General features: G+C 73.1%; 22 protein-coding genes. 6 read left to right on the forward strand and 16 right to left on the reverse strand.

The genetic code is table 11. The annotated features are described in order from the left end of the window. Positions 1-51: 51 nt before the first annotated feature. From NLX94_RS33405 to NLX94_RS33415, 3 genes are all read right to left on the reverse strand, one after another. Positions 52-1,509: a GNAT family N-acetyltransferase gene (locus NLX94_RS33405; protein WP_254386888.1), complete on the reverse strand. Its 1,458-nt coding sequence runs from the start codon at positions 1,507-1,509 to the stop codon at positions 52-54. A 153-nt stretch (positions 1,510-1,662) separates the two neighbouring features. After that, the gene (locus NLX94_RS33410) at positions 1,663-3,261 is read right to left on the reverse strand and encodes an alkaline phosphatase (protein ID WP_254386889.1); all 1,599 of its coding nucleotides are present in this window, start codon (positions 3,259-3,261) and stop codon (positions 1,663-1,665) included. A gap of 137 nt (positions 3,262-3,398) precedes the next feature. Further along, on the reverse strand, positions 3,399-4,238 hold the full coding sequence (locus NLX94_RS33415; protein ID WP_254386890.1) for an alpha/beta fold hydrolase: 840 nt from the start codon (positions 4,236-4,238) through the stop codon (positions 3,399-3,401). A 330-nt stretch (positions 4,239-4,568) separates the two neighbouring features. Between NLX94_RS33415 and NLX94_RS33420 the strand changes: the two genes are divergently transcribed. Continuing rightward, complete coding sequence (locus tag NLX94_RS33420; RefSeq protein ID WP_254386891.1) at positions 4,569-5,327, forward strand: GntR family transcriptional regulator; 759 nt, start codon at positions 4,569-4,571, stop codon at positions 5,325-5,327. Between the two features lie 344 nt (positions 5,328-5,671). On the opposite strand, the gene NLX94_RS33425 is transcribed toward NLX94_RS33420, so the two are convergent. From NLX94_RS33425 to NLX94_RS33435, 3 genes are all read right to left on the reverse strand, one after another. Next, positions 5,672-6,829 (reverse strand): ROK family transcriptional regulator, encoded by a 1,158-nt coding sequence (locus NLX94_RS33425; protein ID WP_254386892.1) that lies wholly within the window; start codon positions 6,827-6,829, stop codon positions 5,672-5,674. 110 nt (positions 6,830-6,939) lie between these two features. Further along, entirely contained in the window at positions 6,940-7,590 is a 651-nt protein-coding gene (locus NLX94_RS33430) for a response regulator transcription factor (protein WP_254386893.1), read from the reverse strand. A gap of 4 nt (positions 7,591-7,594) precedes the next feature. Further along, positions 7,595-8,788, reverse strand: coding sequence for a sensor histidine kinase (locus NLX94_RS33435; protein WP_254386894.1), 1,194 nt, complete (start codon positions 8,786-8,788; stop codon positions 7,595-7,597). Between the two features lie 108 nt (positions 8,789-8,896). Between NLX94_RS33435 and NLX94_RS33440 the strand changes: the two genes are divergently transcribed. Both NLX94_RS33440 and NLX94_RS33445 read left to right on the forward strand, forming a co-directional pair. Next, a complete protein-coding gene (locus tag NLX94_RS33440) occupies positions 8,897-9,808 on the forward strand; it encodes an ABC transporter ATP-binding protein (RefSeq protein ID WP_254386895.1) in 912 nt (303 codons plus the stop codon). Positions 9,809-9,834: 26 nt separating this feature from the next. Beyond that, the gene (locus NLX94_RS33445; protein WP_254386898.1) at positions 9,835-10,584 is read left to right on the forward strand and encodes an ABC transporter permease subunit; all 750 of its coding nucleotides are present in this window, start codon (positions 9,835-9,837) and stop codon (positions 10,582-10,584) included. Between the two features lie 38 nt (positions 10,585-10,622). Here NLX94_RS33445 and NLX94_RS33450 read toward each other — a convergent pair whose 3' ends face one another. The 6 genes from NLX94_RS33450 to NLX94_RS33475 all read right to left on the reverse strand — a co-directional run bounded on the left by NLX94_RS33450 (position 10,623) and on the right by NLX94_RS33475 (position 16,657). Further along, complete coding sequence (locus tag NLX94_RS33450) at positions 10,623-11,273, reverse strand: HAD family hydrolase (RefSeq protein ID WP_254387017.1); 651 nt, start codon at positions 11,271-11,273, stop codon at positions 10,623-10,625. A 21-nt stretch (positions 11,274-11,294) separates the two neighbouring features. Continuing rightward, positions 11,295-11,855, reverse strand: coding sequence for a G/U mismatch-specific DNA glycosylase (gene mug, locus NLX94_RS33455; protein WP_254387019.1), 561 nt, complete (start codon positions 11,853-11,855; stop codon positions 11,295-11,297). Further along, positions 11,852-13,285 (reverse strand): adenylosuccinate lyase, encoded by a 1,434-nt coding sequence (purB, locus tag NLX94_RS33460; RefSeq protein ID WP_254386900.1) that lies wholly within the window; start codon positions 13,283-13,285, stop codon positions 11,852-11,854. Before purB ends, mug begins: the two co-directional genes overlap by 4 nt. Before the next feature lie 131 nt (positions 13,286-13,416). After that, positions 13,417-14,208: an SGNH/GDSL hydrolase family protein gene (locus NLX94_RS33465; RefSeq protein WP_254386901.1), complete on the reverse strand. Its 792-nt coding sequence runs from the start codon at positions 14,206-14,208 to the stop codon at positions 13,417-13,419. Positions 14,209-14,300: 92 nt separating this feature from the next. Beyond that, a complete protein-coding gene (locus NLX94_RS33470; protein WP_254386902.1) occupies positions 14,301-15,320 on the reverse strand; it encodes a hemolysin family protein in 1,020 nt (339 codons plus the stop codon). Continuing rightward, the gene (locus NLX94_RS33475) at positions 15,317-16,657 is read right to left on the reverse strand and encodes a hemolysin family protein (protein ID WP_254386904.1); all 1,341 of its coding nucleotides are present in this window, start codon (positions 16,655-16,657) and stop codon (positions 15,317-15,319) included. The genes NLX94_RS33470 and NLX94_RS33475 overlap by 4 nt, the downstream gene beginning before the upstream one ends. A 328-nt stretch (positions 16,658-16,985) precedes the next feature. Between NLX94_RS33475 and NLX94_RS33480 the strand changes: the two genes are divergently transcribed. Together NLX94_RS33480 and NLX94_RS33485 are read left to right on the forward strand one after the other, a co-directional pair. Continuing rightward, positions 16,986-17,417 (forward strand): GNAT family N-acetyltransferase, encoded by a 432-nt coding sequence (locus tag NLX94_RS33480; RefSeq protein ID WP_254386906.1) that lies wholly within the window; start codon positions 16,986-16,988, stop codon positions 17,415-17,417. Continuing rightward, on the forward strand, positions 17,414-18,052 hold the full coding sequence (locus NLX94_RS33485) for a hypothetical protein (RefSeq protein WP_254386907.1): 639 nt from the start codon (positions 17,414-17,416) through the stop codon (positions 18,050-18,052). The genes NLX94_RS33480 and NLX94_RS33485 overlap by 4 nt, the downstream gene beginning before the upstream one ends. 23 nt (positions 18,053-18,075) lie before the next feature. Here NLX94_RS33485 and NLX94_RS33490 read toward each other — a convergent pair whose 3' ends face one another. The 4 genes from NLX94_RS33490 to bioB all read right to left on the reverse strand — a co-directional run bounded on the left by NLX94_RS33490 (position 18,076) and on the right by bioB (position 22,350). Then, positions 18,076-18,948: a DMT family transporter gene (locus NLX94_RS33490; RefSeq protein WP_254386909.1), complete on the reverse strand. Its 873-nt coding sequence runs from the start codon at positions 18,946-18,948 to the stop codon at positions 18,076-18,078. A gap of 121 nt (positions 18,949-19,069) precedes the next feature. After that, entirely contained in the window at positions 19,070-19,771 is a 702-nt protein-coding gene (gene bioD, locus NLX94_RS33495; protein WP_254386911.1) for a dethiobiotin synthase, read from the reverse strand. A gap of 1 nt (position 19,772) precedes the next feature. Then, positions 19,773-21,110, reverse strand: a complete 1,338-nt coding sequence (locus tag NLX94_RS33500) for an adenosylmethionine--8-amino-7-oxononanoate transaminase (RefSeq protein ID WP_254386913.1) — start codon at positions 21,108-21,110, stop codon at positions 19,773-19,775. Next, positions 21,103-22,350 carry a biotin synthase BioB gene (gene bioB / locus NLX94_RS33505; protein WP_254386915.1) on the reverse strand — a complete coding sequence of 416 codons (1,248 nt, stop codon included), beginning with the start codon at positions 22,348-22,350 and terminating at the stop codon, positions 21,103-21,105. The genes NLX94_RS33500 and bioB overlap by 8 nt, the downstream gene beginning before the upstream one ends. A gap of 157 nt (positions 22,351-22,507) precedes the next feature. Between bioB and NLX94_RS33510 the strand changes: the two genes are divergently transcribed. Further along, positions 22,508-23,683, forward strand: coding sequence for an 8-amino-7-oxononanoate synthase (locus tag NLX94_RS33510; RefSeq protein WP_254386917.1), 1,176 nt, complete (start codon positions 22,508-22,510; stop codon positions 23,681-23,683).

Here is a 23,683-nt window from a genome sequence, read left to right on the forward strand (position 1 = left end):
ACGGCTCCGCGTCATCACCAAAAGGTCCTCAGCCTGCTGACAAGGTCCGGCTCACGGCTGGCTGCGGGGCAGGCTGCGGGGTTCGCCGGGGAGTTCGTACGGGACCTCGTGCGGGAGTTCGTACGGCAGGCGGGAGCTGACGGGGGTCGCGTCCAGCCGGGCCGTGATCACCAGGGTGCCCTCCTCGATCTGGTAGTCGAGGGGGAGGCCGAGGCCGCGCATGGCGGCGACCATGCCGGTGTTCGATGCCTGGGTGACGGCGTACACGCTGTCGCATCCGGCCTCGACGGCCATCCCGATCAGCCGGCCCAGCAGCTCGGAGCCGATGCCGCGGCGCTGCCAGTCGTCCTCGATGAGCAGCGCCACCTCGGTCTCGTCGCCGTCCCAGAGCAGGTGGCCGAGGGCGACGAGCTTGCCGGAGGCGGTGGTCGCGGCGAGGGTGCGGCCGAAGCGCGGGCTCAGCAGGTGGCCGAGGTAGCGGTCGGCGTCGGCCACGGGGCCGTGGTACCGCAGGCCGAGGGTGCGCTCGGAGCAGCGGTCGTGCATGGCGCGGGCCGCGGGCAGGTCGGAGCCGTCGGCGCGGCGCACGGTGATCTCGTTGCCCTCGGGGAGGGTCAGCACGTCGCGGCTGCGCGGGACCCGCGGCCCGAGCCGGGCGTCCAGCTCGACGAGGGCGCGTGCGCGGGCGAACTCGGTCGGGGTGAAGGGCAGGTAGGGCCGCTCGATGGTGATCGCACCGCCTGACGGGTCGCGCAGCCGCATGACCGTGGCCTCCAGCACGCCTTCGACGGGCGCGTCGGCGCCGGCGTTGGGGCGTCCGGAGAGGGTGGTCGCCGGGATCGAGTGGATGGTGCAGCGGCCGAGCAGCTGCCGCAGGGCGAGGGGCAGCTCGGCGGCGTCCAGCGCGGTGCGGGTGGCCAGCCCGAGGACCCGGGTCGGGGTGTCGACCAGGTCGTGGGCGTCGGCGCGCTCGATCCAGGTGCTGTGGCCCCCGGCGCCGGCGATGGCCCGGGTGAGGTCGGCGGAGGGCAGCTGCTGCGGGGCGCGCAGCAGGAACTCGTCCACCGTGCCGCCCTCGGGGAGGGGGTGCGTCTGCAGGGTCAGGATGTCGACCCCGCTGCGGGCGAGGGCGGTGCAGAGCGCGGCGAGGCTGCCGGGCTCGTCCCGTACGGTCGTCCGCATCCGCCACAGGGCGGAGGCCAGCGCGGTGTCCGTACCGGCCGTCGCTGAGGCTGCCGCCGTTCCCGTGACCGGGTCCGTGGGCGCGGTGTCCGCTGGAGGCGGCGCATGGCTGTGGCGGCGTGCCCACCAGGTGTGGAACGCCGCCGTGACCAGGAGCGCGACGGCCGAGGCCACGAGCAGGACCGGGCCGCGGGGGCCGTGCACGACGAGGTTGGCGATGGCGTCGGCGACCGCGACGGCGCAGAAGAGGGCGGCCAGTTCGACGACGTCGCGGCGCCAGTGGTGGCGGTGGGGACGCTGGGCAGGGGCAGGAATACGCTCAGTCATGCAGACCACTGTGACGCAGGGGTGTTGCGTGATCACGAACGATCTGTGACCGACTGGTTAAGGATCCATCTGGCCGATTTCGCCCTGTTTTCCGGCCGATTTCAGATCCCGGAGCGGCTTCCTGCCTGCCTGCCCGCCTCTGGGCCCGCGCGCCTATTGGCCCACCCGTCCCGGTTGCAGGGTCCGGGTGAAGAGTACGCCGCCTCCCTGGCGGCGCAGCCGGACGGTGAGTTCGCCGCACTCCCCGTCGATCTCGACCTCCCCGTAGTACGGGGGGTTCTCGGACGGGGACATGTTGGCGAAGGGCGCGGACTGCACGTACGCCATCTCCGGGCCGAAGGTGGCGTCGAGCCGGCCGGACGGGAACCCGCCCGCGCCGATGGGGCCGGAGACGAACTCCCAGAAGGGCGCGAAGTCGGCGAAGACGGCCCGCTCGGGCGCGTAGTGGTTCGCGGCCGTGTAGTGGACGTCGGCGGTGAGCCACAGGGTGCCGGTGATGCGCTGGTGCTTGATGTGACGCAGCAGCTCGGCGATCTGCAGCTCCCGCCCCAGCGGCGCGCCCGGGTCGCCCTGGGCGACGGCCTCGAAGTTCGCGGCGCCGTCGGCCACCACGATGCCCAGCGGCATGTCGGCGGCGATGACCTTCCAGGTGGCGCGGGAGCGCGACAGCTCGCGCTTGATCCAGGCCAGCTGTTCGGGGCCGAGGATGCCGATGGGGTCTTCGGTCTGGCGGCCGGGGGAGTTCGCGTTGCGGTAGGTGCGCATGTCGAGGACGAACACGTCGAGCAGCGGGCCGTAGCGCATCACCCGGTACATCCGGCCCTCGGCGCGGCCGCCGCGCAGGTCGGTGACCGGGAAGTACTCGCCGAAGGCCCGGCGGGCCCGGGCGGCGAGGGTGTCGACGTCCTTCACGGTGTAGCGGGGGTCGTCGAGGATCTGGCCGGGGTACCAGTTGTTGCGCACCTCGTGGTCGTCCCACTGGGCGAGGACCGGCACCTGGGCGTTGAAGTCGCGCAGGTTGCGGTCGAGCAGGTTGTAGCGGAAGTTGCCCCGGTACTCGGCGAGGGTCTCGGCGACCTTCGCCTTCTCCTCGGTGGTCACGTTGTGCCACAGGGTGCCGTCGCGCAGCGGTACGGAGGCCTGGATCGGCCCGTCGGCGTAGATGGTGTCCCCGCTGAAGAGGAAGAAGTCGGGGTCCCGCAGGCGCATTTCGTCGAAGACGCGGTAGCCGCCGAGCTCCGGGTTGATGCCCCAGCCCTGACCGGCGAGGTCGCCGGACCACAGGAAGCGCACGTCGCGGCGGCGGGAGGCGGGGGTGGTCCGGAAGGTGCCGTGGACCGGCTCGCCGGTGCGCCGCGGATCGTCGGGGTCGGCGAGGAGCACCCGGTAGTGGATCTGCTGTCCGGGCGGGAGCTCGCGCAGGGTGGTGGTGCCGGTTAAATCGGTGTCCGGACCGAGCAGCGGGCCGCGGTGGCGGCGGACGGCGTAGCGGAACGACTCGCTCGGGGAGGTTTCCACGTACATCCGGGCGGGGCGGTCCGAACGCGTCCAGACGGTGGCCGAGTGGGCGGTGATCTCGCCGGACTGCACGCCCCAGAAGGCGTTCGGACGGTCCGAGCGGATGAAGGCGGGCGCCGCCGCGTGGGCGGGAGTGGTCAGGGAGCCCGTGAGGGCGCTGGACAGGGCGAGGCCCACGGGAACGGCGAGGGAACCGCCGAGCAGGGAGCGTCGGGTGTGCGGCAGAGGTGCCATCGGTGCGTCTCCAGAGGCCGGCGGGGACGGGCCGGACCAGTGTGCTGCCGTACACCGGCCGCACACCGGACCGCCCACGTCGTGCACGCGAACCATGCGTGAACACTGGTGCGCGCGGCTGACGTCCGGTCAACACCTCACCGGGTGAGCCTGGTTGTGTCCAGGATGACGCGGGCCACCAGGGCCGGGTCGTCGTTCATGGGGACGTGGCCGCAGCCGGGGAGCCGGACGAGGCGCGCGCCGGGGATGGTCTGCTTCGCGCGGACGCCCTGGCGGCGCAGGAGCAGCCGGTCGCTACTGCCCCAGGCGATGGTGACGGGCAGGCCGGGCACGTCCGCGGTGAACCGTACGGAGCCGCCCGCGGCCAGGGTCCGCTCGAAGCCGGTGGCCTCGCGCAGGGCGAGGGTCTCGGCGACCACGGCCTCGGGCGAACGCCGTCCCGGCCGCGCGTAGATGCTGCCGGTGAGCGCGGCGCGCCCGGCGGCGCTGCGGGCGAGCCGTTCCACGGCGGGGCGGGGCAGCGCGCCGGCGCCGGCGCGCATCGCGCGCAGGGCGGTGAAGGCGTACCGGCGTTCGCCCTCCGACCAGAACCCGGCGGGGGAGAGCGCGGTGACCGAGCGCGCCAGGCCGACGCGCCCCATCTCCAGGGCGAGCAGCCCGCCGAGGGAGTTGCCCGCGACGTGCGGCCGCTCCACCCCGAGCGCCGCGCAGAGCGCGCCCAGGGCCGGGGCGATGGTGCCCAGATCGTACGGAACCCCGTGCGGCAGCGGCTCCGAGGCGCCGAAGCCGGGCAGGTCGACGGCGATCACGTCGTACTCGGCGGCCAGGACGCCGGTCACCGGGTGCCAGGCCTGGAGGTGGTGGCCGATGCCGTGGAGCAGCAGGAGCGGCTCGCCGGCGCCCTTGCGCTCGTAGGCGGCGGTGGTGGTGCGGGGGCCCAGCGGCGAATCGATCGTGAAGGAGACCGTGGCGGTCATGCTGCTCCTCGTCGGGGGTCGGGCGGCTTCGGCGGCCGTGGCCGTGGCTGTGTGAGACGGCTTGTCAGTAGTGTCGCGCGGCCGGTTACCGCCCGGTAGCCCCTGGGGGCAGGACTTCGACTTTCGCAGCGTCCTTTGCGGTCCTCACGAACATCCCGTGAACAGCTTGATGCATATGCCCGATCTGCCCGGTAAAGCGGTGAGCATTGGTCTTGACCAAGGGGGTGCGCCGTCCTATCGTCGCAGGCATAGTGCAGGAACCTTTAATAAACAAAGGCGCGGAACTCCCGCTGGAACACGGCGAGTGCGGCGATTGCAGGAGGAGTCAGGGTGGGGACCACGCAGCTCGAATCGGTACCGGAGCCGAAGTACTGGCACCTCAAGACCGTCCTCAGTGAGGCGCTCGACCAGGACTTCGCCGTGGGCGAGATCCTGCCGAACGAGCGCGAGCTCGCCGCCCGCTTCGGCGTGGCCCGGGCAACCCTGCGCCAGGCCCTGGAGCAGCTCGAACTCGAAGGCCGCCTCCAGCGCCGCCGCGGCGTCGGCACCACGGTCGCCCCGCCGCGCGTGGGCGTCGACGTCGGCGGTGCGCAGCACAGCTGGCCCGGCGAGAGCATCGACGGATGGGAGCCGGTGGACGCGGCGGAGGCCGTCGTGCCGTCCGCCGTCCTGAAGCTCCTCGGTGCGGCCCCCGGCGAGCTGGTGCTCGCGGTGCGCCGGAGCCGCGTCGAGCAGGGCCAGGTCCTCGCCGCCGAGCTGCTCTACGTGCCCGCCTCTTCGGTGCCGGGCCTCTCCGCGATCGACGCCCCGGCCGGTCCGGCCCGCGCCCGCGCCGTGATGCGCGAGCTGCAGAAGCTGGTCCTCGACGGACAGGACCGCTCGGTGGAGCTCGGCTCCGCCCGTGCCGAGGACGCGAAGGAACTGGACCGCCTGCCCGGCGCACCGGTCCTGCTGGTCACCACCCGCTACTTCACGGCGGCGGGCACGGCGGCCGTCTCGGTGGCCACCTACCGGGCGGACACCTGCCGGCTGACCTTCGGCGACTCGGGCGACGTGCAGATCACGCACGACGCGCAGGTCGCGTCCTGACCTCTACCACCTGCTGACTTCAGCCTGCTGTCCGGCATCGGCTGGCCGGCGGCGGCTGATCTGCACCGTCGGCGGGGGTGAGGCATGAGCGGTGCCGGCTCCTCCGCACGCCGCCGGCAGTGCCACGGGCCGGCCCGCGAAGCCGGTCGGCCCGCGCTCGTACCTCTCTGAACCCCGCCCCGGCTCGGCTCCGGGGCACCGCGGAGACCGGGCGGGACCCCCGGCGGGGCGACGGCAGGGCGTACGGTCCCTGATCCGCGGCGTGCGCGCGGGTCCGCGGCCCCCGGGTCGTACTCGGAGGCAGCGCGGACCCGGCCCGGCATCCGTACCGCCCGCGGAGGGGATCAGCGGCGTCGGGCGGTGACCGTCTTCTCCACCGCGAACAGTTCTTCTTCGACGTGGTCGAGCGCCAGCCGCAGCGCTCCCGTGGCCACCGCCGCCTCGCCCAGCAGGGACAGCGCCACGCGCGGCGGGCGCAGGCAGTACCGCTCCAGCTCCCGGCGCAGGGGATCCAGTACCCCGTCCAGTCCGGCCGCCCAGCCGCCGACCACGACCAGCTCCGGATCCATCGCCAGGACCAGCGCCGCCACGTCGTGGACCAGCCGCTGGATGAACCGCTCCACCGCCGCCACCGCGCCCACGTCCCCGCGCTTGGCCATCGCGAAGACCTCCGCCACCGCCCGCTCGTCCAGGGGGTGCAGCGGTTCACCGGTCGTCGACAGCAGCTTTTCGGGCGTGACCTCGCGCCCCAGCAGGTGCAGCGCGCCGATCTCCCCGGCCGCCCCGCCGAACCCGCGGTGCAGCCGGCCGCCGATCAGGGAGCCCGCTCCGGGGCTGAGCCCGGCCATCACGAAGACCATGTCGTCCGTGTCGGTCGCGGCGCCCTTCCAGTGCTCGGCGACCGCCGCGGCGTTGGCGTCGTTCTCCACCTGTACCGGGCACCGGAACGAGCGCCGGAGCCGTTCCCCGAGCGGGAGCCCGGTCCAGCCGGGCAGCGCCGTGCCGAGGCGAACGGTGCCGTCGGCCTCCACGATCCCGGGGCTGCCCACGCCGACCGCCCGCAGCGAGTCCCGGGGTACCCCGGCGCGGCGCAGCAGATCGGCCACCGCACTGCGGACCCGGTCGAGCCGCTCGTCGGCGGAGGCCGTCTCGGCGACCTCCTTGGTGCCGGCGCCGATCACCCGGCCGTCCAGCCCGGAGAGCAGCACCGCGATCCGGTGTGCGCCGATCTCCACGCCGAGCAGGTGCCCCGCCTCCGCGCGGAAGCGGAACCGCCTGGCCGGGCGTCCCTGGCGCCGCGCACCCTCCTCCGCGCCCGCCTCGACGACCAGGCCCGTCCCGATGAGCCCTTCGACGACTCCCTCGACGGTGGGCCGCGAGAGCCCGGTGACCCGGGTGAGGTCAGTGAGCGTCGGCGATTCGGCCGCACGCAGGGCCCGCAGCACCACGGCGGAGTTGATCCGCCGCAACAGAGAGGGGTCCCCGCCGGTCAGCTGCCCCAACGTGTGTCCTCCCAGCTAGCGAGCTTGTCTGCCGGATCGTACTGCGCACCGGCCGCGGCGGCGAGAAGCGGCCCCCCATCGGTCGGAATCCGGCCTTTCCGGGGTGCCGGTCACGCGGGAGCGACGAACCCGGACTCGTACGCGGTGATGACGGCCTGGGTCCGGTCCCGGGCCCCCAGCTTCCCCAGGATCGCACTGACGTGGGACTTCACCGTCTCCGTGCCGACGATCAGCTCGCGGGCGATCTCGATGTTGGTCAGCCCCTTCGCCATCAGGCGCAGCACGGCCTCCTCGCGCTCGGTCAGCGCCGCCCGCTCCAGTACCGTCCGCGCAGAGCGGTTGCCGTACTCGGCGGCCAGCGAGCGGACCGCCGCGGGGAAGAGCAGCGTCTCGCCCTCCGCCACCAGCCGGACCGCGTGCACGATCTCCGACGGACGGGCCCGCTTCAGCAGGAACCCGTCCGCGCCGGCCAGCAGCGCCTGGTAGACGTACTCGTCGTTCTCGAAGGTGGTGACCACGAGGATCTTCGGCGGCGAGTCCACGCTCCGCAGGACCGCCCGGGTCGCCTCGATCCCGTCGAGCAGCGGCATCCGCACGTCCATCGCCACTACGTCGGGGCGCAGTTGCCGCACGAGGGGGACCACGGCGGCGCCGTCGGCGGCCTCGCCGATCACCTCGATGTCGGGCTGGGCGTCCAGGACGGCGCGCAGACCCGCGCGCACCAGGGGTTCGTCGTCGACGAGCAGTACGGTAACCGGCATCCGGTCAGCGTATTCGCTCCAGCGGCAGCCGCGTACGCACCCTCCAACCCCCCTTGTGCGGACCGGTCTCGGTGTTCCCGCCGAGCAGTGCGGCCCGCTCCCGCATCCCGCGCAGTCCGGTGCCGCCGCCGGCCATGATGGAAGGCCGGTCCGGCAGCGGATTGGTCACCTCCAGGTCCAGCCGGTCGGCGACCATGCCGATCCGCACCCGCACCGGTACGGGGCCGCAGTGCCGCAGGACGTTGGTGAGCGCCTCCTGCAGGATCCGGTACCCCTCCTGGCTCACCGCATCGGGCAACTGGTCGAGCGGGCCGACCAGTTGGGCGTCGACGGTGGCGCCGGAAGCGCGGGCCGACTCGAGCAGCCGGTCGGCCTCCGCCAGGGTGGGCCGCTGGGACGGACGCTGACCGGACTCGCGCAGGACGCGCAGCACCCGGTCCAGGTCCTCCAGCGCGGCCCGGCCCGTCTCCTCGATCGCGCTCAGCGCGCGGTCCGTGAACTCCGGATCGCCCGCCGCCCGCGCGGCCCCCGCCTGGACCACGGCCACGGTCAGTGCGTGGCCGATGGAGTCGTGCAGCTCCCGTGCGATGCGGGTGCGCTCCAGAAGCTGCTCGGTGCGCACTTCCAGGGCGGTGAGCCGTTCCGCGGCCGAAGGCCCCAGCAGTCGGCGGGCGATGGCCGTGATCATGTCGCCGAGCAGGACCACGACGACGATCAGGAGGACCGGCGGCAGCGGAGCCAGCGCCCAGGCCGCCCAGACCGGGAGTCCGGCGGGTATCACGTTCTCGGAGGTGACCCTGCTGCCGAGTCCGGCCGTGACCAGTTGGACCGTCAGCATCGGCAGCCACACCGTGGCGAGCATCGTGGCCAGGGAGACGACGAGCCGTATCTCCAGCCACAGCAGGGTCCGCCAGCGGTCGCTCCACGTCTGGGACCCGACCGTGCTGAAGCTGTTCTCCTCGGCCTCCCGCGCGCCGCGGGCGTTGCGCTCGGAGGGAGTGAGGAGGAACTGCGCCTGGAGTCCTTCGGCCACCCGCATCCAGGGCAGCATTCCCAGCGGTACGACGAGGACGAGCGGGACCCACGGAGCCTCGGGCTCTATGAACATCCAGACGGCCAACATCAGCATGGGCACGCACAGATGCACCCAGCGCGAATAGGTCACTGGGCGCAGCGCGGCGCGGAACAATCGGTGCATCCCCACATCGTCGCAGTTCGGTGCGGTGCGGCTCCTCCCCCACGTGGGGGAGAAGGAACCCTCGCATGGGGGAGGAAGAGGGGTGGGGCCGACGGCGAACCTTGAGGCATGAACAGCATCGAGATCCGAGAACTGACCAAGGAATTCGGCCGCACCCGGGCCGTGGACCACCTCACCTTCGATGTCATGCCCGGCCGTGTCACCGGCTTCCTCGGACCCAACGGGGCCGGGAAGTCGACCACGATGAGGCTGCTGCTGGGCCTGGACCGGATCACCTCCGGCACGGCCACCATCGGCGGCCGGCGGTTCACCGACCTTCCCGACCCCCTCTACCGGGTCGGCGCCCTGCTCGACGCGCACTCGGCGCACGGCGGCCGCACGGCACGCGACCACCTGCGCTTCCTCGCCGCGGCCAACCGCATCCCGATGAGCCGGGTGGAAGCGGTCCTGGAGCAGTCCGGGATAGCCTCCGCGGCCAAGCGGCGGATCAAGACCTTCTCGCTCGGCATGCGTCAGCGCCTCGGCATAGCGGCCGCGCTGCTCGGAGACCCCGAAGTGCTGCTCCTGGACGAGCCCACCAACGGCCTCGACCCCGAGGGCATCATCTGGATCCGCGAGCTCATGCGGGGCCTGGCCGCCGAGGGGCGCACGGTCCTCGTCTCCAGCCACCTGATGACCGAGACCGCCGCCCTCGCCGACCACCTGATCGTGCTCGGGCAGGGCAAGCTGCTGGCGGACACCTCGATAGAGGAGTTCATCGACGCCCGCAGCACCCCGAGGGTGCGGCTGCGCACCACGGACCCCGTCCGGCTGCGGGCGACCCTGGCCCGTGACGGCTTCGAACTGGTCACCGCCGAGGGCGGGCGGTGGACCGTGGACGGCATACAGGCCGAGCAGCTCGGAGTCATCGCCGCCCGCGAAGGCATTCCGATGCTGGAACTGATCGACGAGCGGGCCTCCCTGGAGCAGGCCTACCTCGATCTCACCGCGGACAGCGCCCAGTTCGCCGCCACCCTCTGACCCGTCCTTTCCAAGGAGGCTTCCCCATGAGCACCGCTCTGCCCACCGTCCCCGTCCTGCACTCGGAATGGATCAAGATACGGTCCCTGCGCGGCACCTTCGGGGCGCTGATAGCCGTCTTCGTGGCCACGGTGGGCATCCAGATGCTGACGGCGTCGATGATCGGCACGGAGGAAGCCGGCAGCATGGGAGAGGACCCGCTCCTCGCGGCCTTCTACGGCCTCAACTTCGGCCAGATAGCGGCCTTCGCCTTCGGTGCGACCGCGCTGTCCTCGGAATTCCACAACGGCGCCCTGCGCACGTCCCTGACCGCGGTGCCGGACCGTACGCGGCTCTACCTGTCGAAGATGGCCATGGTGGGCGGACTGGCCTTCGTGGTCGGGCAGTTCACCGGACTGGCCGCCTTTGTCGGCGGACAGGCGTTCATGGGCCCCTACACCCTGGAACTGGGCAGCCCGGGCACCTACCGCGCGATCTTCGGCTGCGGAGCGTACCTCGCGCTGATGGCCCTGCTGGCGGCCGGACTGACGGCCGTGCTGCGCAGTGCTTCGGCCGTCCTGAGCCTGCTCATACCCTTCGTGCTGATCCTGTCGTTCGTCATCGGCCAGGCCACCGAAGGTGTCGCCGGGTACCTGCCGGACCGTGCGGGGCAGATGATGATGCGACTGGACACCTCGGTGGGTCTGGCCCCCTGGACCGGGCTCGGGGTACTCGCCCTGTGGGCGCTGGCCGCCCTCGTCGGCGGATGGGTGTCGGTGCGGCGGCGGGACGCCTGACACCGGACCGGCTGCCCGGACCCCGCCGACCGGCGGGGTCAGTGGGCGGTGAGGAGGGCGGGGAGTCGGCGCATGTCGTCGAAGACGACGGTGCCGGGGCCTTCGAGTCGCCCGGCGGGGGTCAGCCCGCCGGCGTAGCCGAAGGCCCGCATTCCGGCGGCGCGGGCCGCCTGGACGCCGGGAAGGCTGTCCTCGACGACCGCGCAGGCGGAGGGATCCACGCCCATCTGCCGCGCGGCGTGCAGGAAGAGGTCCGGGGCGGGCTTGCCGCGGGAGACCTCGGTGGCGCTGTGGATGCGTCCGGCGAAGCGTTCGTAGAGGCCGGTGCGGCCGAGGGTGTGCCGCATCTTCTCGTGCGAGCCGCTGGAGGCGACGCAGGTGGGCAGTGTGATCGCGTCGAGTGCCTGAGGCAGGCCGTCCACGGGGGACAGTCCCGAGTCCACGGCCTCGCGGTGGAGTTGCTCGAACCGGTCCCACCAGTGGGCGGCCGCCTCGGGACCGAGCCGTTCGGTGATCTGTTCGCGGATGGAGGCCGAGGAGCGTCCGATGAACCGGTCGATGACTTCGGCCTCGGTGAGCGGCCAGCCGAGCTCCGCGCCGAGAGCGACCTGCACACGGGCGGCTATCCGTTCGCTGTCGACGAGAACGCCGTCGCAGTCGAATATCACGAGTTCGATCGGCTTGATGATCATCCCCGGATGATAGATGCCCTACGGATCGACGCCGGCGGGATCGTCGGACTCGGCGGCTGCGCGCAGGCGGGCGTACTCCTCGGCCATGGCAGCTGCGGTCCAGCCGGCGTTCAGGCCGCTGGGGTTGGGCAGGGCCCAGATGCGGGTGGCGCCGATGGTGCGGTCCTGGGGGCCGATCCGGGCCTTCCGCTCGCCGAAGGCGGTGCGGTAGGCGGTGACGCCGACCACGGCCAGCCACTGGGGGCGCAGGAGTTCCACCTTGGCCGTCAGGATGCGGCCTCCCTCGCGGAACTCCTCGGCGCTCAGCTCGTCGGCGCGGGCCGTGGCGCGGGCGACGACGTTCGTGATGCCGAGGCCGTAGGACGGCAGTTCCTCCTGCTCGGCGGGGGAGAGGAGTCGCGGGGTGAAGCCCGACAGGTGCAGGACCGGCCAGAAGCGGTTGCCCGGGCGGGCGAAGTGGTGGCCCGTCGCGGCGGAGAGGAGGCCCGGGTTGATGCCGCAGAAGAGGACACGAAGACCGCCCGCGACCACGTCCGGGAGGACGCGGTCGCGGGCGGCGTTCAGCTCTTCGGGGGTCAGAGGATCGACCCGGGGGTGTAGCCCGCGGCCTCGGGGTGCTCCTTGGTGATCTCCTCGATGCGCGAGACCACCGCGGCGACCTGGTCGCCCGCCGCGCCGGTGAAGGAGAGCTTGTCGGCCATCAGGGCGTCCAGCTGGGCCCGGTCCAGCGGCATGCGCTCGTCGGCGGCCAGCTTGTCCAGCAGCTCGTTGCGCTCGGCACCCTGCTCGCGCATGGCGAGGGCGGAGGCCACCGCGTGCTCCTTGATGACCTCGTGGGCGGCCTCGCGGCCCACCCCGGCCCGCACGGCGCCCATCAGGACCTTGGTGGTGGCGAGGAAGGGGAGGTAGCGGTCCAGCTCGCGGGCGACGACGGCCGGGAAGGCGCCGAACTCGTCGAGGACCGTCAGGAAGGTCTCCATCAGGCCGTCGAGCGCGAAGAACGCGTCGGGCAGCGCGACCCGGCGGACCACGGAGCAGGAGACGTCGCCCTCGTTCCACTGGTCGCCGGCCAGCTCGCCGGTCATCGACGCGTACCCGCGCAGGATGACCATCAGGCCGTTCACGCGCTCGCAGGAGCGGGTGTTCATCTTGTGCGGCATCGCGGAGGAACCGACCTGGCCGGGCTTGAAGCCCTCGGTCACCAGCTCGTGGCCGGCCATCAGGCGGATCGTCTTGGCGACGGAGGAAGGGGCGGCGGCCAGCTGCACCAGGGCGGTGACCACGTCGTAGTCGAGCGAGCGCGGGTAGACCTGGCCGACCGAGGTGAAGGCCTGGCCGAAGCCGAGGTGGGCCGCGATCCGCTGCTCCAGGTCGGCCAGCTTCGCGGCGTCCCCGCCCAGCAGGTCGAGCATGTCCTGCGCGGTGCCGACCGGGCCCTTGATCCCGCGCAGCGGGTAGCGGGTCAGCAGGTCGTCCAGGCGGCCGTACGCGACCAGCAGCTCGTCGGCGGCGGTGGCGAAGCGCTTGCCCAGCGTGGTCGCCTGGGCGGCGACGTTGTGGGAGCGGCCGGCCATGACCAGCTCGGCGTGCTCGCCGGCCAGCTTGCCGAGGCGGGCGAGGACGGCGACCGTGCGGTCCCGGGCCAGTTCCAGCGAGAGCCGGATCTGGAGCTGCTCGACGTTCTCGGTCAGGTCGCGGGAGGTCATGCCCTTGTGGACGTGCTCGTGGCCGGCGAGGGCGTTGAACTCCTCGATGCGGGCCTTCACGTCGTGCCGGGTGATCTTCTCGCGCTCGGCGATGGAGGCGAGGTCGACGGTTTCGAGGACGCGCTCGTAGTCGGCGAGGGCCTCGTCGGGGACCTCGATGCCGAGGTCCTTCTGGGCGCGGAGCACGGCGAGCCACAGCCGCCGCTCCAGCGTCACCTTGTACTCGGGGGACCACAGGACGGCGAGCTCCGCGGAGGCGTAGCGGCCGGCCAGGACATTGGGGATGCGGGGCTTGGCAGTCACGTGGAGGGATTCTACTTGGGCCTCGGCTGTGCGTTTACGCAGGTAGGGGACCCGACCTGCATTGTGCCTTGCTACGAGAGAGCGCCCGGGCAGGGCGAGGGTGGGCGAGGGCGCGCCCCGGACCCCCGCGGCTAGGCGGGCCGGTCGGCCGCCGGAGCCTCGTAGGGCAGCAGTTCCGGGCGCTTGGCGGGCCGGCCGTCCCCGCTGGAGCGGCCCGTCAGGCGGCGGCCGACCCAGGGGATCAGGTGCTGCCGGGCGAAGCTGAGGTCCTGCGTGCGGCGTGCGGCCCAGCCCGGGGGCACGGCGGGCGGCAGGCCGGTGTTCCAGTCCGCCTCGGGCGGCAGGCCCAGGGTCTGCCAGACCGCTTCGGCGACCCGGCGGTGGCCCTCGGCCGTCAGGTGCAGCCGGTCCACGTCCCACATCCGCGGGTCGCCGAGCGCGGAGGACCCGTACAGGTCGACCACGAGGGCGCCGTGCCGCGCGGCGAGCTCCTCGATGATGACGAAGAGCTCCTCCATGCGCGGACGGAAACGCTCCATCACGGGGCCGTTGCGGCCCGGCGAGCGCATCAGGACCAGTGTCCCGCAGGAGGGCGCCAGCAGGCCGACGGCCTCTTCCAGGTGCCCGCGCACCCGGCCCATGTCGACCTTCGGGCGCAGGGTGTCGTTCAGCCCGCCGACCAGGGTCACCACATCGGCGCCCATCTTCGCGGCGACGGGCGCCTGCTCCCCGGCAATCTGCCCGATCAGCTTGCCGCGGACCGCGAGGTTCGCGTAGCGGAAACCCGGCTCGCGGGCGGCGAGGCGGTCGGCGAGCAGATCGGCCCAGCCCCGGTAGGAGCCGTCCGGGAGCAGGTCCGACATGCCCTCGGTGAAGGAGTCGCCGACCGCGACGAAACTGGTGTAACGCGCATTCATCTCCATGGCGGGAGCGATGCTACCGCGCGGTGCCCCCGCCCCGCAGACGGGGCCGGGGTACCGCGCGCAGTGCGGCGCCGTGCCGCGATGTCCGTCCGCTACGTGGCGGCCGGCCGCCCGAACAGCTCCCGCAGCACGTCCTCCATCGTGACCAGGCCCGTCATGACCCCGTCCGGTCCGAGTACCGCAGCCAGGTGCGTACGGCTGCGCCGCATCGCGGTCAGCACGTCGTCCAGCGGGGTCTCCGCCCGGACCTGCGCGATCGGCCGCAGCGCGGTGACCGGGAAGGGCTCGTCCCGCTCCGTCGCGTCCAGCGCGTCCTTGACGTGCAGGTATCCCAGGATCCGGCCCCGAGCGTCGATCATCGGGAACCGGGAGTACCCCGACTCGGCCGACAGCCGCTCCAGGCCGGCCGGCGTGATGCCCTCGCGTGCCGGAACCACCCGATCCGCGGGCAGCACCACATCGGTCACCGGCCGCCGCCCCAGTTCCAGGGCGTCGTGCAGCCGCTCGCTCGCGCGGTCGTCGATGAGTCCCGCCTCGCTGGAGTCCTTGACGATCCGGGCCAGCTCGTCGTCCGAGAAGGTCGCCGCGACCTCGTCCTTGACCTCCACCCGCAGAAGGCGCAGCAGGGTGTTGGCGAAGGCGTTGATCGCGAAGATCACCGGCTTCAGCCCCCGGGTCAGGGCCACCAGCGGCGGGCCCAGCAGCAGGGCGGTCCGTACCGGCTCGGCCAGCGCCACGTTCTTCGGGAGCATCTCGCCGAAGAGCATGTGCAGGTACGTGGCCAGCGCCAGCGCCACCACGAAGGAGATCGCGTGCGTCAGCCCGGACGGCACCCCGAAGAGGTCGAACACCGGGGTCAGCAGGTGGGCGATGGCCGGTTCGGCCACCACGCCCAGCACCAGGGTGCACAGCGTGATGCCCAGCTGGGCCGCCGCCATGAGCGCCGACACGTGCTCCAGGCCCCACAGGACGGCACGCGCCCTGCGGTCGCCCTGCTCGGCGTACGTCTCGATCTGGCTGCGCCGTACGGAGATCATGGCGAACTCCGCGCCGACGAAGAAGGCGTTGACGACCAGGGTCGCCAGGCCGATCAGCAACTGGACGGCGGTCATCGGGCCTCCTCCACACCATCGCCGGGGGCCGGTCCGACCGGCACGTGCAACAGCACCCGCGCGGCCCGCCGCCCACTCGCGTCCACCACGTCCAGGCGCCAGCCGTCGAGCTCCAGGCTGTCGCCGACCAGCGGGATCCGCCCCAGCTCGGTCGCTATCAGACCGGCCAGCGTCTCGTACGGGCCGTCCGGCACGCGCAGTCCGATCCGCTCGAGCTGGTCGGTGCGCGCGGAGCCGTCCGCCGAGAACAGGGCGCGCCCCGTGTCGTCCTCGCCGGCCGGGGCCAGGTCGGGGGTCTCGTGCGGGTCGTGCTCGTCGCGCACTTCGCCGACGACCTCCTCGACGATGTCCTCGAGCGTGGCCACACCGGCCGTGCCGCCGTACTCGTCGATGACCACGGCCATCGTCTGCTTCCCGGACAGCCGGTCCAGCAGCCGGTCCACGGTCAGCGACTCCGGTACGAGGAGGGGTTCGCGCAGCAGCTGCGACACCGGGGTGCGGTGCCGCTCCTCCGCCGGAAGGGCCAGCACGTCCTTGATGTGGACGGTGCCGACGACGCTGTCGAGGCTGCCCCGGTAGACGGGGAAGCGGGACAGGCCGGTGGCGAGCGTCGCGTTGGCCACGTCCTCGGCGGTGGTCTGCAGGTCGAGGGCGGTGACCTGGACCCGCGGGGTCATGACGTTCTCGGCGGTCAGGTCGGCGAGGTTCAAGGTCCGCATGAACAGTTCGGCGGTGTCCTTCTCCAGCGCGCCCGCCCGCGCGGAGTGCCGGGCCAGGGCCGCCAGCTCCTGCGGGGTGCGGGCCGAGGCCAGTTCCTCGGCGGGCTCCATGCCGAACCGGCGGACCATGTGGTTCGCCGTGGTGTTCAGATGGCTGATGAGGGGCCTGAAGGCGCGGCTGAAGACCCGCTGCGCGGTGGCGACCCGCTTGGCCACGGCCAGCGGGGAGGAGATCGCCCAGTTCTTGGGGACGAGCTCGCCCACGACCATCAGGATGATGGTCGACAGCACCGTGCCGAGGATCAGGGCGGTGGAGGACGCCGCTCCGGCGGACAGTCCCATGGCCTCGAAGGGACCTTTGAGGAGGGCGGCGATCGAGGGCTTGGAGATCATGCCGATGACCAGGCCGGTCACGGTGATGCCGAGCTGGGCGCCGGAGAGCTGGAACGTCAGGCTGCGGACCGCGGACAGGGCGCTGTCGGCGCCGCGCTCGCCGCGCTCGACGGCCCGTTCCAGTTCGCTGCGCTCGATGGTGGTCAGCGAGAACTCGGCCGCGACGAAGACTCCGCAGGCAAGGCAGAGCAGCAGCGCCACGACGAGCAGGAGCACTTCGGTCATCGGTCCTTCACCTCCGTCCCATGATCAGCCAGGAGGAGGGGTGTCGCGCGCTGTCGCGGACGGGAAGGGAGGGGACTGGGAGGCTCGCCCATGGGCGGACGCTCACACCTTTCGTTCGGGGGAGGAGAAGAAGAACAGCTGCCCCCATGGTAAAGGAAGGGCAAAGTGCTCGGATCATTCTTTTGGCGGACCAGCCCGGTCACGCTGATGCCGCGATCGGGCCGGATGCGAACGATCTTCGCATCCCGGCCGCGCCGGTGTCGGGGGCGCGTCTCGGTGGGCGGAAGTCGGTGGCGGGCCGACGGCCGGCCGTGCTTGGCTCCCGGACATGATCGATCTGCACATACGGGCCGCCGTCGCGGCCGATGCCGAGACCGTGCTGGCCTTCTGGAAGGAAGCCGCGGAGGGCACCTCGATCACGGACGACGCGGACGGCGTGACCCGGCTGGTCACCCGTGACCCCGAGGCGCTGATCCTCGCGGAATGCGACGGGGTCCTGGTCGGGTCCGTGATCGCCGGCTGGGACGGCTGGCGGGCCTCCCTGTACCGGCTCGCCGTACTGCCGTCCCGGCGCCGCCAGGGGATCGCCACCGCGCTCCTGGAGGCGGCCGAGCGGCGCTTCGTCGCCGTCGGGGGCCGCCGCGGTGACGCGATGGTCCTCGAAGCGAACGAGAGCGCGCAGCGGGCCTGGGCCGCGGCCGGCTACCACCGCGAGGATCACTGGCGGCGCTGGGTCAAGCCGCTGGTGGAGACGCCGTGACGGCTCGTCCCCGCACCCGGATCCGGGTCGCGGCACTGCTCCTCGCCGCCGGAGCGGTCGCGCTGAGCGGCTGCGGCACGAGGGCCGCGGGCGCCGCGGACGAGGCCGGACCTCCGGCGCCGTCCGTGACCCCCTCCGTGGACTACGCGGCCCGGGCGGCCGCGGCGGTCGCGCGCCACGACCGGCTGTTCCCCGCGATCGCGGCGCGGTGCGCGGACGTCGGCGAGGGCACGGGGGGCGCGAGCCCCGGGCCGGGGGCGGGCGAGCTGCCCGAGGACCCCGAGGCACGCAAGTACGCGGAGAACCACGCCTACAAGCAGCAGGCTCAGCTCACCCCCGGCGCCCGGTGCCGGGGCGACGCGCACGCCGCACGGATCAAGGAGGCGGTGACCGGCGGTGCCGGCGGGAAGGCCGCGCCGCGCACGGCGGAGGAGCTCCGCGCGGTCCTGACCGGACTGGGGTACGGGTTCGACGGCGGGGGTGTTTACGAGTCCGGAGCGGTGAACGTCTCGTTCGTCCTCTCGGTCCCCGAGAGCGGCCCGTGCGTGACGGGCCGGCTGGGCCCGCCGGTGACCGTGAAGGCCCACGGGATGTACGTGGAGGGCGGCTGCCTGGAACCCCGCGGAGGCCACTGACCCTCAAGCGGCCGACTCCCGGCTCACGTCGCGTCGGCGTCGGCGGCGTCCTTCGCGGCGTCCCCGGCGAGGGCCAGGACTCCGGCGCAGATCAGGGACAGGCCCAGCAGCTGGGCCAGCAGCCACCAGTGCGTGCGGAGGTGTTCCTCGTACAGGAGCACGCCCAGTGCGACGCTCACGCCGGCGTCGCCGAGCGTCAGCGCGGGCTGGGAGGCGACCAGCGGGCCGCCCTGCATCGCATGTTCGAGGAGCAGGAGGGCGCAGATCCCGGTCGCGCCGAAGGCGTAGGTCTCCCAGGTGCGGAGGAAGGCGCCGATGCCGGCTTCGTCGAGCACGTGCATGGCCGATTTCATCAGCGCGGCGGTCAGCGCGTAGCAGACGGCGGTGGCCGCGCCGAGGCAGCCGGCGCGCATCCGGCCGGGGCGCCGCCGCAGGCCGGCCCAGGCGAGCACCGCCACGGCCACTGCGGACGCGGCCAGGGCCAGGATCCACCGGTCGGCCGGAACGTCCGTACGGTTGCCCGCCGGCGAGGCGGCCACCAGGACGATTCCGAGTCCGGCAACCACGCCGCCCACGGCGAGCCACAACGGCCCCGGCAGCCGGCTGCGCGTCACGAGGGAGGCGATCAGCAGCGCGAGCGGCAGCTCCAGGACGAACAGGGGCTGTACGAGGGCCAGCGGGCCCGTGGCCAGGGCCACGGCCTGGCCGACGCCGGCCGCGATCACCGCCAGGATGCCGCCGAGCCAGAGGGGGCGTCGCAGCAGGTCGAGGACCAGCCCGAAGCGGAATCCGTCGCTCTGCGGCACCGTGAGGGCCGCCCGCCGCTGGAGCACGGTCGCGAGGGCGTTGCTGAGCGCCGCGAACAGCGCGAAGAGGACCGGCACGAGGAAGCCCACGCCCCGATCCTCATCCGCCCCGCCGCCGCTCCCCGCCACGACACCGCCGGGTGGGCGCGCGGAGCCGCCCGTTCCCCCCGTCCGGCCTCACGGACGGGGCCGGGGGGAAGAGGGTGGAGGTTCAGGCGGAAGGTGCCGACCAGGTGCCGTGCAGGGAGGCGGCGAGCCAGCCGGGCGCCGAGGCGCGGAAGGCGGCCGGCGGGAGGGTGCCCGCACCGGCCGGGACCGCGCCCAGGAGGGGGAGTGCGGACACCGAGGGCAGGTCGGCCAGGTTGCAGCGGGACGCCAGGTCCGGCTCGGCCGGCCAGCTGCCGATCACCACGCCCGGGGAGCTCAGGCCGCGGGCCCGGAGGGCTTCGGCCGTGAGGGCGGTGGAGTTGAGGGTGCCGAGGCCTGCCGGAGCCACGATCAGCACCGGGGCGTTCAGCAGGCGGGCCGCGTCCGCCAGGGTGTGCCCGGCCTCGTCGAAGCGGACCAGGAGGCCGCCCGCGCCCTCGACCAGGACCAGGTCGTGGGAGAGGGCGAGTTCGCGGGCCGTCTCCGCGATCCGCTCCGGGGAGACGGTCGGGAGGCCCGAGCGACGGGCCGCCGTGTCCGGGGCCAGCGGCTCCGGGTAGCGGGCCAGTTCGACCGGGGTGACCGCGGAGCCGGCCAGCCGGCCGACCTCCGCAGCGTCCCCGGGCTCGTCCGGGCCGACGCCCGTCTGCGCCGGCTTCACTACGGCCACCGAGAGGCCCGCCGCGAGCGCCGCCGCCGCGACGGCCGAGGTGACCACCGTCTTGCCGATCTCGGTCCCCGTCCCGGAGACCATCAGTACCGCCATGTCAGGCCTCCCTCGCGGCCGCGACCACGGCCCGGCAGATGCGGGCCACGTCGGCGTCGCCCGTCACGTACGGCGGCATCGTGTAGATCAGGTCCCGGAACGGGCGCAGCCAGACGCCCTCCCGGACCGCCGCCGCCGTGGCGCGGCCCATGTCGACGGGGTGGTCGAGCTGGACCACGCCGATCGCGCCCAGGACCCGTACCTCCCGTACGCCCGGCAGGTCCGCGGCCGGGGCCAGGCCCTCCAGGAGGGCAGCCTCGATGCGCTTGACCTCGCCCTGCCAGTCCTGGCCCAGCAGCAGGTCGATGGAGGCCAGGGCCACCGAGGTGGCCAGCGGGTTGCCCATGAAGGTCGGCCCGTGGGCCAGGACCGGGACCTCGCCCTTCGAGATCCCGTCCGCCACCCGCTCCGTGCAGAGCGTGGCGGCCAGGGTGAGGTACCCGCCGGTCAGCGCCTTGCCCAGGCACATCACGTCCGGGGTGATCCCGGCGTGGTCCGCCGCGAACAGCGCGCCCGTGCGGCCGAAGCCGGTGGCGATCTCGTCCAGGATCAGCAGCACATCGAACTCGTCGCATAGCTCGCGCAGCACCCGGAGGTAGCCAGGGTTGTGGAAGCGCATGCCGCCCGCGCCCTGGACCACCGGCTCCACGATCACGGCCGCCAGTTCGTCCGCGTGCGCGGCGAACAGGGAGCGCAGGTGGGCGACGTAGGCCTCGTCCACGGGCGCGGAGAAGCCGCTCGGCGGGACGTCCGCGAAGAGCTGGCGCGGGAGGACGCCCGACCACAGCTCGTGCATGCCGCCCTCGGGGTCGCAGACGGCCATGGGCTGCCAGGTGTCCCCGTGGTAGCCGCCCCGCCAGGTGAGGAGGCGGGTCTTCCCGGCGCGCCCCACCGAACGCCAGTACTGGAGGCACATCTTCACCGCGACCTCGACCGAGACCGAGCCCGAGTCGGCGAGGAAGACGTGTTCCAGGCCGGCCGGGGTGAGCTCGACGAGCTTCGCGGCCAGCCGGACGGCGGGCTCGTGGGTGAGCCCGCCGAACATCACGTGCGACATCCGGCCGAGCTGGCCGGTGACCGCCCCGTTCAGCACCGGGTGGTTGTACCCGTGGATCGCCGACCACCAGGAGGACATGCCGTCGACCAGCTCGTCCTGTCCCTGCGAGGGCTCGGCGAGCCGGAGGCGGACCCCCGAGGCGGAGGCGACGACGAGCGGCTCCTGCCGCCCGGGCATCGGGCCGTACGGGTGCCAGACGTGCTGCCGGTCCAGCGCGAGCAGTTCGGCGGCCGGCAGCGCGTCGGGCGAACCCGTCTCGGAGGATTCCGCCTGATCAGGCATTGGGAGCGAGGTCCGTTCCCGCACCGCGGCGGCGTACCGCCACCAGGTCGGAGCGGACGTCGCCCGCCTCCGCCTGGACCGGTACGGGGGCCTCGTGCCCGGCGTGACCCGAGCAGCCGCCGCACGCCGAACCGCAGCCGGCCTCCTCCGCCGTGGCGGAGGAACCGCACACGCCGCCGGACGCGCCGCCGGAACCCTTCGTGCCGCAGCCTCCGGTGGCGGCGGCCGCGACGTCGGCGCGGTGCGCGGGAAGGGTCGTCGTACCGGCGCCCTCCACCTCGAAACCGGCGTCCGCGATCATGTCGAGGTCGGCCTGTCCGGCCTGGCCCTCACTGGTCAGGTAGTCGCCGAGGAAGATCGAGTTCGCCACGTGCAGCGCCAGCGGCTGCAGGGTGCGCAGGTGCACCTCGCGGCCGCCCGCGATGCGGACCTCGACGTCGGGGCAGACGAAGCGGACCATCGCGAGGATGCGCAGGGCGCGCTGCGGGGTGAGGTTCCACTCCTTGGCGAGCGGAGTGCCCTCGAAGGGGATGAGGAAGTTGACCGGGACCGAGTCGCTGTCGAGCTCGCGCAGCGCGTAGACGACGTCGACGAGGTCCTCGTCGCTCTCGCCCATGCCCGCGATCAGGCCCGAGCAGGCCGACAGGCCGGCGGCGTGCGCCTTCTGCACCGTGTCGACCCGGTCCGCGTAGGTGTGGGTCTTGGTGATGGCGCCGTACGTGGCCTCGGAGGTGTTCAGGTTGTGGTTGTAGGCGTCCGCGCCGGCGTCCTTCAGGCGCTCGGCCTGGCCGTCCGACAGCAGGCCGAGGCAGGCGCACACCTCGACGCCCTCGTTCTGCTCCTTGATGGCGGCGATCGTCTTGCCGACGCGCTCCACGTCGCGGTCGGTCGGACCGCGCCCGCTCGCCACCAGGCAGACCCGCTTGGCACCGCCGGCGACGCCGGCGGCCGCGGCCTGGGAGGCCTCATCGGGCTTCAGCCACGTGTACTTGAGGATCTCGGCCTTCGAACCCAGTCGCTGGGAACAGTACGAGCAGTCCTCGGGGCAGAGCCCCGACTTCAGGTTGACCAGGTAGTTCAGCTTGACCCGGCGTCCGAACCACTGCCGGCGCACCTTGCCGGCAGCGGCCACCACGTCGAGCAGTTCGTCGTCAGAGGTCGCCAGCACGGCGAGTGCCTCTTCGCGGGTCGGCAGCTCACGCCGCAGCCCCTTGTCCACGAGGGTGTTCAGCAGGTCCATGATGCCGATCCTGTCCCACCCGGGCACTCCCGGCCAAGGAGAGATCGAACAACATGGCCGGAAGAGAGTGTGTGTATCGCCACACCTGACGCAGGGGTCACGGGCGGTTAGGGTCGGGCAGGTCTGTGGACTGCCGACAAAAACCCGAGGACCGTCGATGCCGCACCAGCACACCCCCGCCCCCGTGGACGTCTTCTCCTGGATCGACGACGCGGAGCAGGTCAGGGAGCGGGCCGGACTCGTCCGGACGCTGCGTCCGCGTCCGGCGGACTCCCCGCTCCTCGATCTCGCGAGCAACGACTACCTCGGGCTCTCCCGGCACCCGGAGACCGTACGGGGCGCGCAGGAGGCCGCCGAGCGCTGGGGCGCGGGGGCCACCGGATCGCGCCTGGTCACCGGCACCACCGAACTGCACGCCGAACTGGAGCGGGAGCTCGCCGCCTTCTGCGGGTTCGAGGCGGCGCTGGTCCTTTCCTCCGGGTACGCGGCCAATCTGGCCGCCGTCACCGCGCTCAGCGACCGGGGCACCCTGGTGGTCTCCGACGCGGGCAACCACGCCTCGATCGTGGACGGCTGCCGGCTCTCGCGCGCCGAGACCGCCGTGGTCCCGCACGCCGACCCGGACGCCGCCCGCAAGACGCTCGCCGCCCACCAGGGACGGGCGCTGCTGGTCACCGACTCGGTGTTCTCGGTCGACGGGGACGCCGCCCCGCTCGCGGCCCACGCCGAGGTCTGCCGGGATGAGGGCGCGGCCCTGCTCGTGGACGACGCGCACGGCCTCGGGGTGCTCGGTCGGGGCGGCCGCGGGGCGCTGCACGCCGCCGGGCTCGCGGGGGCTCCCGGGGTGGTCGCGACGCTGACCCTCTCGAAGTCCCTGGGCAGCCAGGGAGGTGCGGTGCTCGGCCCGGCCAAGGTGATCCGGCACCTGGTCAACACGGCGCGGACCTTCATCTTCGACACCGGGCTGGCCCCGGCCGCGACGGGCGCCGCACTGGCCGCCCTGCGCCTGATCGAGCGGGAACCGGAGCGGGCGGACCGGGCCCGCGCGGTGGCCGCCGAACTGTACGGGCGGCTCACCGCGTCCGGCCTGACCGCGGCCCGGCCGGACGCGGCCGTGGTGTCGGTACGGGCCCCGTCGGCTTCGGCGGCACTGCGCTGGGCCGCCGACTGCCGCGAGGCAGGTCTGTCCGTGGGGTGCTTCCGGCCGCCGTCGGTACCGGACGGCATTTCCCGGCTGCGACTGACCGCGCGGGCGGATCTCACGGGGGACGAGATCAGCCGTGCGGTGGAGACGATCCTGGGGACCGCTCCGGCCGGAGCCACGGACCGCTGA

The sequence above is a fragment of the Streptomyces sp. TBY4 genome, assembly GCF_024213195.1.
Lineage (GTDB): Bacteria > Actinomycetota > Actinomycetes > Streptomycetales > Streptomycetaceae > Streptomyces.